Source organism: Kribbella sp. NBC_01484 (assembly GCF_036227145.1).
Classification (GTDB): Bacteria; Actinomycetota; Actinomycetes; order Propionibacteriales; family Kribbellaceae; genus Kribbella.
Window position 1 is genome coordinate 6,921,057 of record NZ_CP109437.1, and the last position, 16,622, is coordinate 6,937,678.

At 68.7% G+C, this 16,622-nt stretch carries 15 protein-coding genes; 9 read left to right on the forward strand and 6 right to left on the reverse strand.

Annotation, left to right across the window (positions count from 1 at the left end):
* Positions 1-15: 15 nt before the first annotated feature.
* A complete protein-coding gene (locus OG555_RS33540; protein WP_329476575.1) occupies positions 16-2,598 on the forward strand; it encodes a CHAT domain-containing protein in 2,583 nt (860 codons plus the stop codon).
* A gap of 7 nt (positions 2,599-2,605) precedes the next feature.
* Here the strand turns inward: OG555_RS33540 and OG555_RS33545 are convergent, their stop codons facing one another.
* The 3 genes from OG555_RS33545 to OG555_RS33555 all read right to left on the reverse strand — a co-directional run bounded on the left by OG555_RS33545 (position 2,606) and on the right by OG555_RS33555 (position 4,292).
* Positions 2,606-3,064: a hypothetical protein gene (locus OG555_RS33545; protein WP_329476576.1), complete on the reverse strand. Its 459-nt coding sequence runs from the start codon at positions 3,062-3,064 to the stop codon at positions 2,606-2,608.
* On the reverse strand, positions 3,042-3,668 hold the full coding sequence (locus OG555_RS33550; RefSeq protein ID WP_329476577.1) for an RNA polymerase sigma factor: 627 nt from the start codon (positions 3,666-3,668) through the stop codon (positions 3,042-3,044). The genes OG555_RS33545 and OG555_RS33550 overlap by 23 nt, the downstream gene beginning before the upstream one ends.
* A gap of 192 nt (positions 3,669-3,860) precedes the next feature.
* Positions 3,861-4,292, reverse strand: coding sequence for a hypothetical protein (locus OG555_RS33555; RefSeq protein ID WP_329476578.1), 432 nt, complete (start codon positions 4,290-4,292; stop codon positions 3,861-3,863).
* Positions 4,293-4,671: 379 nt separating this feature from the next.
* On the opposite strand from OG555_RS33555, the gene OG555_RS33560 reads away from it, so the two are divergent.
* A complete protein-coding gene (locus OG555_RS33560) occupies positions 4,672-5,034 on the forward strand; it encodes a hypothetical protein (protein WP_329476579.1) in 363 nt (120 codons plus the stop codon).
* A 1-nt stretch (position 5,035) separates the two neighbouring features.
* Here OG555_RS33560 and OG555_RS33565 read toward each other — a convergent pair whose 3' ends face one another.
* Complete coding sequence (locus OG555_RS33565; protein ID WP_329476580.1) at positions 5,036-6,439, reverse strand: MFS transporter; 1,404 nt, start codon at positions 6,437-6,439, stop codon at positions 5,036-5,038.
* A 46-nt stretch (positions 6,440-6,485) separates the two neighbouring features.
* Between OG555_RS33565 and OG555_RS33570 the strand changes: the two genes are divergently transcribed.
* The 3 genes from OG555_RS33570 (at position 6,486) to OG555_RS33580 (ending at position 9,627) form a co-directional block, all read left to right on the forward strand.
* A complete protein-coding gene (locus OG555_RS33570) occupies positions 6,486-6,920 on the forward strand; it encodes a MarR family winged helix-turn-helix transcriptional regulator (RefSeq protein WP_329476581.1) in 435 nt (144 codons plus the stop codon).
* Positions 6,921-7,117: 197 nt separating this feature from the next.
* Entirely contained in the window at positions 7,118-8,995 is a 1,878-nt protein-coding gene (locus OG555_RS33575; protein ID WP_329476582.1) for a sensor histidine kinase, read from the forward strand.
* Positions 8,983-9,627: a response regulator transcription factor gene (locus OG555_RS33580; RefSeq protein WP_329476583.1), complete on the forward strand. Its 645-nt coding sequence runs from the start codon at positions 8,983-8,985 to the stop codon at positions 9,625-9,627. The genes OG555_RS33575 and OG555_RS33580 overlap by 13 nt, the downstream gene beginning before the upstream one ends.
* Here OG555_RS33580 and OG555_RS33585 read toward each other — a convergent pair.
* Positions 9,606-10,316, reverse strand: a complete 711-nt coding sequence (locus OG555_RS33585) for a hypothetical protein (protein ID WP_329476584.1) — start codon at positions 10,314-10,316, stop codon at positions 9,606-9,608. The genes OG555_RS33580 and OG555_RS33585 overlap by 22 nt on opposite strands.
* Positions 10,317-10,558: 242 nt before the next feature.
* On the opposite strand from OG555_RS33585, the gene OG555_RS33590 reads away from it, so the two are divergent.
* The 4 genes from OG555_RS33590 to OG555_RS33605 are packed head-to-tail and all read left to right on the forward strand — an operon-like array spanning position 10,559 to position 15,302.
* Positions 10,559-12,940: a hypothetical protein gene (locus tag OG555_RS33590; protein WP_329476585.1), complete on the forward strand. Its 2,382-nt coding sequence runs from the start codon at positions 10,559-10,561 to the stop codon at positions 12,938-12,940.
* Positions 12,941-12,996: 56 nt separating this feature from the next.
* Positions 12,997-13,311 (forward strand): antibiotic biosynthesis monooxygenase family protein, encoded by a 315-nt coding sequence (locus OG555_RS33595; protein ID WP_329476586.1) that lies wholly within the window; start codon positions 12,997-12,999, stop codon positions 13,309-13,311.
* An 18-nt stretch (positions 13,312-13,329) separates the two neighbouring features.
* Complete coding sequence (locus tag OG555_RS33600) at positions 13,330-14,112, forward strand: polysaccharide deacetylase family protein (RefSeq protein WP_329476587.1); 783 nt, start codon at positions 13,330-13,332, stop codon at positions 14,110-14,112.
* On the forward strand, positions 14,109-15,302 hold the full coding sequence (locus OG555_RS33605; protein ID WP_329476588.1) for a YncE family protein: 1,194 nt from the start codon (positions 14,109-14,111) through the stop codon (positions 15,300-15,302). Before OG555_RS33600 ends, OG555_RS33605 begins: the two co-directional genes overlap by 4 nt.
* Before the next feature lie 48 nt (positions 15,303-15,350).
* On the opposite strand, the gene OG555_RS33610 is transcribed toward OG555_RS33605, so the two are convergent.
* A complete protein-coding gene (locus OG555_RS33610) occupies positions 15,351-16,607 on the reverse strand; it encodes a COG4705 family protein (protein WP_329476589.1) in 1,257 nt (418 codons plus the stop codon).
* Positions 16,608-16,622: the final 15 nt, after the last annotated feature.

Here is a 16,622-nt window from a genome sequence, read left to right on the forward strand (position 1 = left end):
AGGGCGGTTTTTGCCGTGGACGCCGACGAATTGCACGCGCTTGCACTCTCGCGGCCCGCTGACGCCCTGCGGATCGCCCGCGACGTTCTCGCGAACTCCCCATCCCATTCCGAGGCCGCGGCAGCCCATCAGGCGGCGGGTGTCGTCCACCGCGACTTCGGCGACATCCACGAGGCGGTGACCGAGCTCCGAGCGGCGTACCGGCATGCCCGTAAGGCTGCGGATCGAGACCACGAGGCGGACATTCTGGCCAGTCTCGGCGTGGCTCTGGTGATGGCCGGTCACACCCAACGGGGTGTGGCCGCGCTCAACTCGATCCCGCGTGGCCGCACCGGTGTGATGGCCGGTCGCATCCTGATTCGGCGCGTCTGGGTGTGGGGCGCGGTACTCGGCAAGTACGACGAGGCGCTGGCCGATGCCGAGCAGGCGGTGGTGTTGCTGAGCGACACCGGCGACCTGGTCTGGGAGGCTCGGGCACTCACCCATCGGGCGATGGTGCTGCTCGCGATGGGTGCGATCGACCGTGCCGACGAGGACTATGCCCACAGCGAAGAGTTGTTCGCGAAGAGCGGTCAGCAGGCCGAGTACGCAGACACACGTCAGGCGCGTGGCGCCGCGGCGTTCGCTCGCGGTGACCTGCCGACGGCGCTGTTGTACCTCGACGACGCACAACGGATGGACGAAGAGCTGGGCATCCTCGAGCCGGACTTGTTCGCCAACAGGTGTCTGGTGCAGCTGGCCGCCGGCCTGACCCGAGAGGCACTGACCGAGATCAACAACGCGCTCGACCGGATCGAACAGCAGCGTGGCTCGGCGGCGCGCCGCGCGGAGTTGTTGTACTGCGCCGGACTGGCAGCGCACGCCGCCGGCGCTCTGGATCTGGCCGGAAGCCGCAGCCGCGACGCGCTGAAGCTGTTCCGCCGCCAGCAGCGTCCGTGGTGGGCGGCGCGCGCGGAGCTCTCGCTGCTCCAGTCCCGCTATGTGAGCGGCGATCGGACGGCACGCCTGCTGCGCACCGGCCAGCGCGTCAGTGCCGAACTCGACGGGCTCGACCCAGACCTCGCGGCGGAGGCGCACCTCCTGACCGGCCGCCTCGCTCTGGCGCGCACCGACCCGGCCGAGGCCGGACGCCACCTGAAAGTCGCGGCTGGAGCCAGGAACCGTGGCCTGCGGGGGCGCGGCGCCGGTTGGCTGGCCCAAGCCACGCTCCACCAAGGTGACGGCCGATCGCGCGCGATGCTGGCCGCCTGCCGGCAGGGCCTGAATCTGATCGAGATCTATGTTCGAACCCTCGGCGCCACCGAACTGCGCGTACTGGCCACCGCCCAGGGGGCCGAACTCGCCGCGATCGCGCTCCGGTACGCCGTCCAGCGCGGCAACGCCCGGCAAGTTCTCGACTGGAGCGAACGCTGGCGTGCCACGGTGCTCGCCATCCCGCCGGTCCGGCCCCAGGCCGACGACGACCTGGTTGCCAATCTTGCCGCGCTGCGCGACCTGACCCACCGACTGGAGGCCGGCTACGATCACCGGCTCGGATCCGGCCCGCTGCACCGCGAACGCCGCCGCCTCGAAAACGTCGTACGTCGCCGGGTCCTGCTGACACCCGGCACCGCCGGCGGCCGGTCCGCCCAGTTCCGCAGTGCCGACCTGCTCGATCACCTCGGGAACCGCACCCTGGTCGAGCTCACCGACGTCGACGACCAGTTGTACGCCGTGGTCGCCGCGCGTGGCCGGGTCCACCTCATGCCGGTGGGTCCCACTGCGCTGGCGACTCATCGCCTGTCCCATGCATTGTTCGCGCTGCGAAGAGAGGCGACCGGGCGCGGCACGCACCAGCTCGACCTCGACTCCATCGGAGCCCGGCTGGAGGCGGCTCTGCTGGGCGAGGTGGTCAGGCATTTCGACGACGGCCCAGTGGTCGTCGTACCGACCGGGCGGCTGCACGCAGTGCCGTGGAGCCTGCTGCCGTCGTTGCGGAGCCGGCCGACATCGGTGGCCCCGTCGGCCGCGGCATGGCTGCGCGCACGGAACGCAGTACCGCCGTCGACCGAGCGGGTGGTCCTGATCGGTGGTCCCCAGTTGTCGACAGGACTGGAAGAGGTGCGATCCCTCTCGGACCTGTATCCGCACGCGGTGGTGCTCACCGATGGCGATGCGAAGGCTGAAGCGGTGCTGGAGGCGATGGACGGGGCGTCGTTGGTGCATGTCGCGGCGCACGGCACGTTCCGCGCCGACAGCCCGCTGTTCTCGGCGCTCGAGCTGGATGACGGGCCTCTGACGGTGTACGACCTCGAACGGCTCGAACGGGCGCCGCACCGAGTGGTGCTGTCGAGTTGCAGCTCGGCGCTCGGCGGACCAAGTGGTGCGGACGAGTTGCTCGGTCTGGTCAGTGCGTTGGTCGCTCTCGGATCGTCCGGCGTGGTGGCGAGCGTCGTACCGGTCAACGACCCCGCGACTGTACCGCTGATGCTCGGGCTGCACGGCAGGCTGCGGGCCGGGGACGATCTTGCTGAGGCACTCGCCCAGGCCCGGGCGTCGGCCGGCGGCGGCCGGCAGGCGCGCACGGCCGCACAGTCCTTCATCGCACTCGGAGCCTGACAGCCGCTCACAGTTGCACCCAGTCGGTGACCACTCGGCCGGTAGCCGTGTCGCATCGCAACCGGATCGCACCAGCAGGCAGCGACGGCAGTTCGAAGAAGCCTGACTCGCTGACACTGAGGTGGTACTCGGCGCCGTCCGAGGTCTCGATGTGGATCTCGCCGGCGCTGGCCGGCAGGATCTGGCCGACCACTTCGTCGTGCAGCACCTCCAGCTCCATCGACAGCGGAGCGGAGGTGAACACCAGCACTCGGCTCTCAGCCGGGTCGGACCGGGTCTCGGCAGCCGGTTCCAGCGACGAGTCGAAGGTCAGGATCGCCTGCAGGAGGTCCTCGTCGATCGTCTGCCAGGACAGGGCGTCCTCGGCGTGCTCGGCGATCTCCTGGGCCAACGGTGCGGTGGCGCGGAGAGCCTCGGCAAGATCCTCGAAGAGGAGATCGTCGTCATCCCAGCGTTCCGGCGCCATGCCGATCACCTCCTGACGATTCCGACCGCTCCGAGGCTGCGAGGTACGCCCTGACCGGCGGCGATCTGCGAAGCCGCTCGAGCGCGCGTGACCGGGTCGGTCCGATGCTGCCCACCGGGATACCGGTGCGCTTGCTGATCTCGGCGTACGACGGTTGCGGATCCTCCACCAGCAGCAACAGCAACTCGCGCTGCCGGCCGGGCAGATCGGCCAGCCCGGACAGCAGCACCTCGTGCCGCTCGGCGCGGAACAAGCCTTCGCCGGGGTCAGCGGTGTCGGCCGCGACCGACGCGTACACGGGATCCAGCGGGTCGCTGGGGCGCAGGCGCCGTGCGGATGACAGGTGCCGGATCGACTCGCGACGTGCGGTGGTGATGATCCACTGCGGGATGGCCTGCGGTTCCTGCAGGCTGTCCAGGTGCTCGACCAGCCGCAGCCAAACGGTCTGCGCGACGTCCTCGGTCTCGCTCGGCGCCAGCCGGAACCTCCGGATGACAGACACCAGCAGGGGAGCGTACCGGCTGACGAGCTCGCTCCAGGCCTGTTGCTCGCCACCGGCGGCGGCAACGACCAGGGCTGTGACTGGTGAGATGTCAACTGCCATGACGGCTCCTGGGTTGGTCCGCATCTGCTTCCCGGAGCAACTGGTGGACTTCCCTGCGGATCTCCACGCCTTCTCCGGGGCGGCCCGGTGGCGACACTGCAGCTCCTGCCAGGTCGCCGCCGGGCGGCGCCGATACGCAGCACCCGGCCCCGCTACCGAGTCTGTGCATCAGCGACTGTCGGCTCCGCTGCCTCAGGGCCGGCGGAGCAGGAACATCGGCCCCTCGCTGAACGCGGCCATCTCCGTCAGGACGTTCAGCGTGTTCCGGTACGTGATCACCACGACGAGCTTGTACACGCCCGAGTCCGGCGGCACGTCGGACGGCAGCGTGCCGGCCGGAACGTTGATCGACGCGCTGTACGCCGGCCCACCGGTCGCCGCCACGACGGCGGTGCCGATCAGCACCTCGGGACCAGGGCCCATCGACTCCGCGTACACCTTGACGGTCCAGTTGCCGTCCAGCAGCGCGGCCGTGGCCGGTGGCTGGACGGTCCAGTCGATGGTCACATCGAAGGGAAGTTGGTCGTCGATGACCCGGTTCGGGTTACCGTCGTGATCGATGATCGCTACCGCGGTCACCGCGCCGTCGAGGGCCGGAAGGCCGTCGAAATCGGAATCTGCCATGGTGTGTCCCCCAAAGTCGTGCCCCTGCTGATAGATAGGGGCTCTTGTTGGTACGGACCGCACCAGGACACCGCCAGATACATGCAATCCATCGGGTCCACGGTGGCCAGCGCAGCGGACGACATCGGAGTACCCCGATCGCGAACGAACTTATCTATACGGACAGGTCCGAATCGGACGCTGATCCGTGGATTCAGGCCTTGGCTTACCGGGACGTCCGGCTGCTTGCGAAGAGTGAGTGGTGGCGGTGTGCGTTCGGGTGGTTGCTGTGGGCACCTCATCGTCGGGCGACGTGCGTATTTGGTGGTCGCATGTACCGAGGTCTCGTCGTACATTCGTGTGCACACCTGCTGCGGGGGAACTGGGGAGTGGAAGGCAGGTGTCGAGGGGAGTGACGACGTTGCTGAACCAACACCGGGAGACATGGTCGGCGCTGCCGGACGGATCGATCCCGTTCTACGGCAGCTATCCGCTACCGGGGATGCCCGGCGGCGATCCATCGCTCGCGGCGTTCGGATGGGGCCCCGAGCTCGACGATGACCGGGAGTACTTCCTCGGCCGCCGCAAGCCGCCGCGCCGAGGCCTGCTCATCGGCCTACTCGTCATCTGCAGCCTGGTCATCGCAGGCATGGCGACCGTCCTGGCCACCCGGCGAGACGATTCGCCCCCCGCCCCGCCCACGGCTGCGGGCCGGCTATCCGTTGCTCACAGCAACTACCACCCGCAGGCGCTCCGGGGGTGAACTACCAGTTGCCGCGGTGGTCGGGGACCAGGAAGGTGAGCGGGATCATCAGCAGCAGGATGGCGGCGAAGACGACGAAGCTGTAGGCCTGGGCGGTACCGCTGTTCGCGGAGTGGGTGAGGATCGTCGTGGTGATCGAGACGGCCACGATCCCGCCCGACTGACGGAACATCCCACGCAGTCCGGCGATCGCGGAGATCTGGTCCGGGGCCAGTTGCAGGCTGGCGTTGTTCGAGGCCGGGATCGACAGGCCCATCCCGATGCCGGTGATCCCCGCGGCCATCGCCAGCCACGCGTACGGCGTGAGTCCGTGCGGCGGCAGCGACATCACGGTCATCCCGACCGCGACCAGCACGAAGCCGCCGATCATCGGGGCCCGATAGCCGGTACGGCGGAGCGCGAACACGGCCAGACCGGCGACGCAGATCATCCCGACCGCCCGTGCTGTCAGCAACGTCCCGGCCTGGAGTGGCGGGATGCCGTAGCGGGATTCGGCGTACAGCGGGACGAGTGCGCCGAAACCCAGCATGGCCGCGCCGAAGAGGAAGTTGATCGTGTTCATCGCCCCGAAGCCGCGGCCGCGCAGCAGGCTGATCGGGATGAACGGCGCCGCGTGCCGGTTGGCGTGCCGGACGAACAGGACGCCGAGCGTCAGCGCGAGCGCCATCGACGCGATGAACAGTGGATCGGTCGGCTCCGCGCCGCTGCCGCCGAGCGAACTGATCCCGAACATGCCGAAGAGCAGCGTCAACGCCAGCAGTGCGGCGCCGGCGCCGTCGACCCGGGCGGCGGCCTTCGGGGTGCTGCTCGGGATGAACCGCAGGCCGAGCACGATCAGCAGCAGACCGATCGGGATGTTCACGACGAAGATCTCGCGCCAGGACCAGTAGGTGACGATGATGCCGCCGATGATCGGGCCGATGATGCCGCCGATCGGGAAGATCGAGGTGAACATGCCGATCGCCCGGTCCCGGTCGCGACCGAACTGTTCGGCGACGATGCCGGTGGCGGTCGGCATGAACGCGCCGCCGCCGATCGCCTGGAGAGCGCGGAACACCACCAGCAGGTAGATGTTGTCGGCCAGGCTGCAGGCCAGTGAGGCGATGGTGAAGAGCGCCGCGGCACCGAGGAAGACCTTCTTGCGCCCGAACTGGTCTCCGAGCCGGCCGGCCAGCGGCATGACGATGATCTGGCCGAGCGCGTAGATGGTGATCGTCCAGCCGCTCCAGGTCAGCGGAGCGTTCAGGTCGCCGCGGATGGCATTGAGCGCGGTCGCCACTATGGTCTGATCGATCGAGGCCATCAGCAGAGCGATCGCGACGATGCCGAAGACGAGGCGCCGGTGGGCCAGTGGCTCGTCCGCGGCCGGCTCGGCGATCAGTGCGGGTGTTCTCGACGGTTCCATCGATGAAGAGACTACATTGCTTGCTGGCAGGCAATAAAGGGGTGACATGACTGACACCGAGACGTTGAGCAAGCTCCGTGGGGTGATCTCCAAGCTGGCGCGGGAGCTCAACGCCACGGCGACTGACGAGGGCCTGACACCGACCCAGGCCTCCGTACTCGGCCTGATCACGTTCCGCGGCCCGCTCGGCCTGACCGAGCTGGCGCAGCTCGAGGGTCTCAACCCCACCATGCTGTCCCGGGTGGTCGGCAGACTCACCGAGCTCGGCCTCATCCAGCGCGACCCGAACCCCGACGACCTCCGCGCCGTCCGGGTCGAGGCGACCGACGCGGGCCATCAGCTGCACGAGCGCGTAAAACTCCTCCGCACGCAAGCGATCGGCGCCTGCCTCGACCAGCTCCCCGAGCAGTCCGCCCAGACCATCATCAACGCCCTCCCAGCCCTCGAAGAACTAGCCCAAACCCTCCGCACCAGCCGCTGACCCGCCCCACTCTCACGGGCGCGGTCCTCAGCGCGGACATGGTCATCAGTCGCGGTGAGCGGCGACTCCGGCCGTGCGTGTCAGCACGCATGCTTTCTCGGCGTCCGCACGTGATCATGGGATCGGGAACACATGACGCGCCCGGTCCGGGCGTGCGGTCCGAGGTTGTGGTGTGAGTTGGGCGTGGGGGCGTGGGGATGACAGGCTGGCAAGTCGCGCTGGCCGCCGCGGCGGGCGCGCCCGGCTTCGTGCTCGGTCTGCTTCTGTTGCTCCGCGGACCACGGGTCGTCGGCGCGCTGCTCGTGGCGCTCGGTTTGCTCCCGCTGGCACTGCTCTCGCCCGACTCGACGGTGGCGGGCAGGTCGCCACCGCACGGTCTGGCCCTACTCCTCGCGGTGGTCTCCGTCGCCGGATGGGTGTGGCTCTACGTCCCGCCTGCGCTGCTCGCTGCTTATTTCCCTGACGGTCGACTCGGCGGCGGCTGGTGGGTTCTCCCAGTGGGCTGGGCGATCTTCCTGATCGCGTTCCATGTGGCGGTCGCCCTGGACCCGGGCAACTACGGTGGCCAGGCCGGACAGATCCCGGGTAGTCCGCCGCTGGAGGTGCCGCGCTGGGTCGACTCGGTGCTCGGTTTCGGCTCACTCGGCCTACTGCTCGCCTTGCTGGTCGGATCGGTGGTCAGGGTTGTCGTGCGCTTCCGCCGAGGAGGGGAGGTGGTACGGCGACAGCTGAAGTGGTTCGCGTTGAGCATCCTGCTGCTGCCGATCGTCCTGATCGTCACCTGGGCGGCGTACCTACTCACCGACGTCGCCGGCATCGTGGTCCAGGTCGGACTGTTGCTGGTCTTCGTCAGCGTGCCGGTCAGCGTCGCCATCGCTGTCTTCCGGCACGACCTGTACGACGTCGACACGCTGGTCAGCCGCACGGTGGCCTACATCGTCTTGACCGGCGGCCTGGTGGCGATGTTCGCCGCGGTCACGGTGGGGCTCGGGGTTGTGGCGGGACGTGGCTCCGGTCTGACGACCGCGACGGCGACGCTGGTGTGCGCCGCTGCGTTCGGACTGCTGCGGCGAAGGGTGCAGGCCGTCGTTGACGCCAGGTTCGACCGCGGCCGGCGCGACGCCCTGGCGCGGCTGGACCGGTTCCTCGACGAGGTTCGAGATGGTCGAGTCGGGCCGGACCAGGTCGAGTCGGCGTTGCGTTCGGCCCTGCACGATCCTGGAATACGCGTGGTGTATTGGCTTCCTTCCGACCCGGCGACGCCATGGCGAACCGGCGACGGCGAGCCGTCGGCCCGGCCCGGGGAACCTGCGCTGGACGTCACGGTGGCCGGCAGACTGCTGGGCGCTGTCGGTTACGACCTGGCCGCGCGACGCCCCCGGCTGCTCCGGGAGGCGCTGCGACAAGCGCACCTGCCGTTGGAGCTGGCGCACTCCCGGATAGCGCTGCGCCACGCGCTGGCCGAGATGCGTTCCTCACGGGCGCGCCTGGTCGAGGCCGGCGACGCCGAGCGTCGCCGGCTGGAGCGCGACCTGCACGACGGCGCCCAGCAGCGGCTGGTCGCGATCGGGATGTTCCTGCGGCTGGCGCAGCAGCGCGCGGACCCGGCCGATCCGCTGCAACATGTGCTCGGTACCGCCGTACGGGACCTGCAGGAAGCCCTGGGCGAGCTGCGTCAGCTGGCCGGGGGAGTGCGCCCACGCGGGCTGGACGAGGGCCTGTCTGCTGCGATCCGAGGGCTGGTCCGGACGAGCCCGGTCCCCGTCGAGGTTCACCTGACCGCTGATGCCGTACCTGATCTGGTCGCGACGACGGCGTACTACGTGGCCGCCGAGGCGTTGGCGAACGCGCTCAAGCACGCAGAGGCGCGGTCGGTCGTCATCGACGTGACCCAGCGCAACGGGGACCTGCGGGTGGTGGTGTCCGACGATGGTTGCGGCGGCGCCGCGGTGCGCGCCGGGTCGGGGCTCGCCGGGCTGCGCGATCGAGTGGCCGCGACCGGAGGTGAGCTCGCTGTGAACAGCAGCCCCGGCTCTGGCACCAGGGTGGAGGCGAGGCTGCCGTGCGGATCGTGATCGGCGAGGACTCCGCCCTCGTCCGCGAGGGCCTGGCGCTGCTACTCGCCGAGGCCGGCTACGAGGTCGTCGCACGCGTCGGTGACGCGCCCGCAGTGGTGGCGGCGGTGCTGGAGCACGACCCCGACCTGCTGATCACCGACATCCGGATGCCGCCCACCATGAGCGATGACGGTGCCCGCGCGGCGCGGGAACTCAGGACGATGAGGCCAGGGCTACCGGTAGTGCTGTTGTCCCAGCACGTGGAGACGACCCAGTCGACCGAACTGGTCGCGACTGGAGCCTTCGGCTATCTGCTCAAGGACCGGATCCTCGACCTCGAGGACTTCCTCGATGCCCTACGCCGGGTCGCCGCCGGAGGATCCGCGCTGGACCCCGAGGTGGTCGCGTCGCTGCTGACACCGATGCATCCCGAGCCTGCCTTCGCCCAGTTGACCGCGCGCGAGCGCGAGGTGCTGGGGCTGGTCGCGGAGGGCCGCTCGAACGCGGCTGTGGCACGTCGGCTCCACACCACCGAGCGCACGGTGGAGACACATGTCCGGCACATCTTCGTCAAGCTCGGACTGTACGACTCCGACGACGACCACCGCCGCGTCCTGGCAGTTCTGGCCTACCTGCGCAACAGTTCGTAGGTTTCCGGCTTCGTCCCCGGGGCTCGCCGGCGGAGCAGGGCCGTCGCGGCCAGTCCGAAGCCGATCGCCTGCGCGACGGCGCCGATCACGTCCGAGAACGGGAAGCCGAGAACGTGGAACACCGGCCACGCCATCAGCCCGAGTCCCGCGAGCCGGCCCGCGGTGCGCGCCCTTACCAAGGCGAGGCCGAGCAGGAACGTGCCCAGGAAGTTGCCCAGGACGAAGAGCAGATAGACCCAGCGGGTCAGCGGCTCGTCCAAGACGGCCTGCAACACCTGGACGTCCTGGCTCGCCGAGCCGCCGACCTTCGTCATTGCGGCCGTGGTGAAGCCCTGGAACACCATCGCGAAATAGCAGACGTACGCCGCGGCGGTGAGCACACCGCCGATCAGGCCCAGACGCGCGGCGCGCACGCGGACCAGTCGCATCACGCCGAGGACGGCGGGCACCAGCAGCAACGCACCGGCCAACGCGGCCAGGCTCGCCCAGCGGTTCAATGTCAGGTGGGCACCGGCCAGGGCGAGGTCATCGCTCGGTTCGAGGTCATTACCCCCGCGCAGGGTCATCACCGCGTTGCCCAACTCGGCGGCGACGATGAACCAGGGGGCAAGAAACATCGCGACGGCGAGTCCGATGCGGCGCGTCGTCGCGGTGCGCGCGTCCGGCGTGGACTCTGCGGTGGTGGTCATGGCGACTCCTTCGTGTCGAGATGGACTCATCACCTCGAGCGTCGTACCAGTGCCCCACCGGGCACGTCGGCGCCAGCACGGCACCTGGGTACGGGCCAGCACGGACGTGCCTCCCCGCGGCATGGCGATGCCGGGATGGCGCCGAGGTACCCCAGGAGAGGTGATTGCTGGGTGTGAAGGGCAGTGCCGAGAGCCATCTACGATGCTCTGGCAGCCGTGATGATGATAGTCAGGGAGACCACTTGTCGCTCAACAGTCGACGTCGTGCAGCAGGCGATGCCCTCATCACTGCATCACGCCGCCAGGTCGTGCTGGATTGTGCCGGCGCGCAAGGCGAGTCCGCAGAACTTGCCGCAGGCAACCTACGGAACGTCCTGGTGGAGCGAGGCGGTGAGGTAAGCCAGTTCGGAGTCCGGATCAGCAACGCGCGGATCACCGGACAACTGGACCTGAGCGCATGTCGTGTCGACTTCCCGATCTACTTCCAGGACTGCCGGTTCACCGAGCCGATCGTGATCGAGGGAAGCGACCTTCATTCGCTCTTCCTTGTCGGTACGCCGGCGGACGGGAGCGAGCCGGAGTCGTCGGCGCCGGGCATCCTCGGCAACGGCGTTCGAATCCGGCGCGATCTCGTCCTGTCGCACACCTTGATCACTGGTGCGCATCAAACCACGTCCTCGCTCAGTCGATCAGCTGCGGTCTGGCTGACCGAGGCCGAGATCGGCGGCCGCATCATCGCGGTAGGCACGGTCATCGACTCGAGTGGCGATCGCGCGATCCAAGCAGACAGATGCCAGGTCACCGGTGACATCAGACTCATCCAAGGCTTCCGTGCCAACGCCGAAATCAGGCTCATCGGTGCCCAACTGGGAGGCTCACTGGACCTGGCAGGCTGCCAGTTGGTGCCGCGCAACGGACGGGCTGTGGACCTTGCCGAGGCCACTGTGGGAGGCAGCCTGTTCATCAACGACAGCCCTGCCCATGCGCCACTGATCGAAGGCCGCCTCGAAATGGGACGAGTCTCCATCAACGGTCGCGTGCTCATCCGCCGGGCCACACTCAACGCACCAGCAGCCGGCGTCGGGCGGCACCACTACAACGCCAAGGATCCCGCGCAGCGACTTGCGATCGTGGCACAGGGCGCCAGCATTCAGGGCGAACTCAGCATCGATGAGAACACGTCAGTGGATGGCGGTATCACCTTCGCCGGAGCCGCGATCGGCGGCGGCATCCACATCGACGGCGCGACGATCCAGAACGCGGGCGACATCGCCCTGGACTTTACGCACGCGCGAGTGGGATCGGCGCTGTCCGCCCTGGGAGCGCACATTCAGGGGACAGTCGATCTGGACGGCGCCGAGGTGGCGGGCCCTCTCGGCCTGGCGACGGCTGAAATCAGTAGACCGGCCGGCCGGTACTGCCTGACAGCTGTCCGTGCCGTCGTGCACGGGGATGTGAAGCTGGCGGACGCAAAGGTCGGAGGCACCTACCCGGTCGAGATCCCAGGAGCGAGCGGTGGCGTCGGATTCAGGGGAGCCGAGCTCCGCGGAATGTTCGACGCCGAGCGGGCGCAAGTCATCAGTCCCGGCGATACGGCGGTGAACCTCCATCAAGCACGTATATCGGGCAACCTGCGGCTCTGCGACGGCTTCCGCTCCATCGGCTTCGTCGCCTTGAATCGAGCAGTGGTCGAAGGCCGACTGCGGTGCGACGGTGGTCGCTTCGAATGGCGACCCAGAGAAGTGGGCGACACGCGCCCCGCCGAGCGGAACGAACGTGTAGTGGCTTTTGAGGCCATCTCAGCCACGTTCCGCGGCGGCGTGGGGCTCGGCTGGTCGATCGAGGGCGCGGTCGACTTCACCGACGCTCACACCACGTACCTGGCCGACCGGCCGACACAGGATTGGCCGGCGCGCCGCAGCTATCTGAGCGGCTTCAGCTATGAACGCTATGCGGCCATTTCGATGCAAGGATCCGGGGAGTGGGAATGGAAGGCTCGTGCACGCTGGCTGGCCAACTGTGACCCAGCGACAAGTGACGAGCCTGGCGATCCCGGACCTTGGGAGCAAGCCGCACAGACACTCAAGAACCATGGCGACCCCGCCGGCTCTGAGCAGATCCTGATGGCATATCTGCGGACGAAACGGCAGCGGCGGGTCGGATGGGCGCGCAGCCGCTTGCTTCGCGGGCTGGACAGAATTTTCAACGATTGGTTCCGGGGATACGGCTACAGGCCCCTTCGCGCCCTCATCCCGCTCGCGCTGCTGGTCCTCGCTGTCGCTGGGCCAGTGCTCCCGGCGCGCGCGAGCCACGTCATGCGCGCGACGGACCCAGCGGGTGTTGTCTACACGCCCCAGGGGGAGTTGAGCCTCGTCGAGTCCGGTCAGGCGCCACCCGAGACCTGCGGCAAGGGCAAGGTGCGCTGCTTCAATCCCTGGCTGTACGCCGTCGACACCGTCGTACCCATTGTCGACCTGAAACAACGGAGTGCTTGGTCCCCGAGCAGCGACGCCGGTGGAGGTTTGATGCTTGCCTGGGTCAACACGGCCACACTTGCCGGGTGGGCGATCTCCAGCCTGCTCGTGGTCGGCCTGGCCCGAGCCGGAAGCCGCTCGCTGAACTGAGTCCGTGTCTCGGGTGGACTCGGGTTGGAGGTTCGGGTTCGGCGTACGGTGGGGGGATGATCGCGCGGATGTGGCGGGGGTGGGTGCCGACTGAGAAGGCGGCTGAGTACGTCGAGATCGTGGAGCGAACCGGGATGGCGGGGTATCGGAGTACGCCGGGGAACGAGGGTGCTCAGCTGCTCAGCCGCGATCTCGGTGACGGACGGACCGAGATCGTCACGCTGAGCTGGTGGAGCGACCTCGATCAGATCCGGGTCTTCGCCGGTGACGACATCGACTACGCCAAGTACTACCCGGAAGACGATGAGTACCTGCTCGACCGGGAGGCCACGGTGTCCCACTTCGAGGTTGCGGCCCCATCGTCACCATGAGGCAGCTAGCTTCGAGGTATGCCTCTGGATCGGCGGACTGTCCTGCGTTCGACGCTGCTGGCCGTGGGTGGCGCCGCGGCCGCCGGTTGCACGCCCCACGAGCAGACTCCGGCCAGCACCCCGACCCCGTCCGGTACGCCGTCGGAGACACCGGCGCCATCGCCGGTCCAGCCGAGTCAGCCGGCCCTGCCACTGCCGGCTGCTGCGGTCGAGGTGGGTCATGGACCGCGTTCGGTCCGCAAGGTGGCGTTGACGTTTCATGGCAACGGCGACCCGGCTCTCGCCGAGCGGCTGCTCGCACTCGTCGAAGGCCACGCCGCCCGGATCAGCGTGCTCGCTGTCGGGACCTGGCTGGTCAGCCACCCGGAGATGGCCACACGGATCCTGCACAGCCGGCACGACCTGGGCAACCACACCATGCATCACAAGCCGATGCGCACCCTGGGCTCGGCTGACGCGCACCGCGAGGTCGGCGACTGCGCGGCAGTGCTTCGCCGTACGGCGAACTCGAAAGGCCGCTGGTTCCGCGCGTCCGGGACGCAGCGCACTACACCACTGATCCGATCGGCGGCGGCCGCGGCCGGGTACGACACGTGCGTCTCGTACGACGTCGACGGGTTGGACTGGCAGGACCCACCGGCGGACACCGTCGTCCGTGCGGTCCTCGACGGAGTCCGGCCGGGCTCGATCGTCAGTCTGCACCTCGGCCATCAGGTCACCATCGCGGCGCTGCCCCGAATCCTGGCCGGACTGTCCACCAAGCGACTCCAGCCGGTCACCCTGACCGAGCTCCTGGCATGAAACCCCTCCGGTTCGCTCTGCTGGGAGGGCTGCTGATCGCCACCGCGTGCACCGGACATCCCAGCGCCACCACGGGTCCCACCACCAGAGGCCCGACGCCGATTGTCACGCAGGTCCCCACGGCAGGCCCTGCGAAGGCGACCCCTCAACTCCTGCCGGGGATGCCACCTCCGCTGTCGCCCACCGATGTCTGGGCCGCCGACCGCCCCGGCCGGTTCGCCGCCTCGGTACGCCGGGACCCGGTGCGGATCTATGTCCCGAACAGTGGCAGCAACACGGTCACCGAGATCGATCCGCGGACCTACCGGGTGATCCGGACCTTCCCGACCGGCCGGCAGCCGCAGCACGTCGTACCGTCGTGGGATCTGCGCGTGCTGTGGGTGAACAACGACCTCGGCAACAGCCTGACCCCGATCAACCCGGTCACGGGACTGCCCGGCCGCGCGGTGGCGGTCCACGATCCCTACAACCTCTATTTCACGCCGGATGGGAAACACGCGGTGGTGATGGCCTCGGCCGACCAGCGGCTGGTGTTCCTCGATCCACACACGATGGCCGTGCAGAAGTCGGTTCCGGTGCCTTGTGCCGGGGTGAACCATGCCGACTTCGCCGCCGACGGCCGGACCTTCGTGGTGTCGTGCGAGTTCTCCGGACAGCTCCTGCTGGTCGACACCGCGGCCGAGAAGATCCTGCAGGTGCTCCGGCTGCCGCAACGACGCAGGATGCCGGCTCCGATGCCGCAGGACGTGAAGCTCGCACCTGACGGGCGGTTCTACTACGTCGCGGACATGATGAGCAACGGCGTCTGGCTGGTGACTCCCCAGCCGTTCGCGGTCCGCGCCTTCGTGCCGACCGGCAAGGGGGCACACGGTCTCTACGTGACCCGCGACTCGCGGCGGCTCATCGTCACCAACCGCGAGGAGGGCTCGATCTCCTTGCTCGACTTCGCCACCCGGCGAGTGGTCGCGAAGTGGCGCATTCCGGGTGGCGGCAGCCCGGACATGGGTGGGGTCTCGCCGGACGGGTCAGTGCTGTGGGTCACGGGCCGCTACAACGCCGTCGTCTACGCGATCCGGCTCCGCGACGGCCGGCTGCTCGCCCGGATCACGGTGGGCAGTGGACCGCACGGACTCGCCGTCTTCCCGCAGCCCGGCAGGTACTCGCTGGGTCACACCGGCGTCTTCCGCTGACAACCGACCAAGGTGCCGTTCCCCGACCGGGATCGGCACCTGGCCGGATCATCCCATTGTCTTCACGAGTGCCTGGATCGCCTGCTTCTCGGCGGCTGGATCCTTGCTGTCCCGGACCGAGGTGAAGAGCGCGTCGTTCTGGCTGTCGATGAAGTCCCAGGCCTTCCCGTCGAGCGGCTTGAGCTTGGTCTCGTCGTCGTCCCAAGCCTTTTCATAAGCGTCGACGGCGGTGTTCAGCCCGGCCTGGTCGCCCTTGACCAGGTCGGCGTCCATGCCCCGGACCAGGGTACGGAACCCGGCGACGTCAGCGGCGGGGAAATGCGAGGTCGCCTGCTGGGAGGTCAGGTGGACGTTCGCCTCAGCCGGGTTCGGGCCCTCGCCCTCGGCCGCCGCGTTCGCGTGCGGCTGTGCGGACGCCCAGTTCAGCAGGATGCCGGCCGCGATGGTGGCGGCTGTCATGACCCCGACGAGCGGCCACTCCCGGCGCGGCTGGTGGTACTTCGCCGTCCGGTCGCGGTGCTGGTGTCCCTCGATGACGTCGGTCCTGGTGAGGGTCAGGTAGACGACCGTCGCCAGGATCGCGCACAGGAAGATGATGCTGGTGACCAGCGTTCCCAGGCCCAAGCCTTGGTCGGGGACCTTGGGGGAGGCCAGCCAGTCGCCCAGGTTCGCGCCCAGCGGACGGGTCAGGATGTACGCCAGCCAGAAGGCCAGGACGGGGTTCGCGCCCAGTCGCCAGCAGCCGACGACGATCGCGATCAGGGCCAGCGGAAGGAGAACCGACACGCCCGGGCTCCAGCCGGTCAGCTCCAGGGTCCAGTCGCCGGCCGCGGTGCCGAGCGCGAAGGTGACCAGGACGGCAAGCCAGTAGAAGCCCTCGCGGGGCCGCGTGACGATGCTGTGGATCGAGAGGGTGCGCTCGCGGGCCCACCAGATACCGAACACAACGGCGAGGCCCACCGCGAAGACCGACGTACTGATCCACAGCGGCACGCCGAGCTGGTCGGTGAGGATGTCCGTGTAGAGCGTGCCGGTGACGCTGACGACCACGACGGTGAGCCAGTAGGCGGCCGGCTTGTACCGCGACGTGCTCACCTGCCAGCCCAGGACCACGGCGAAGACCACGGTGAAGATGATCGCGGTGGCGACGAGTCCGACGCCCAGCTGCATGTTGATCCAGTCGGCGAAGCTCTCGCCGACGGTGGTGCAGAGGATCTTGATGAGCCAGAACCAGATAGTGACCTCGGGCACCTTGTTCAGCAGCAGCCGGGGTGCGGCCGTACGGGATGCGGTATTGGTTGTCATGCGGCCACGCTTGCG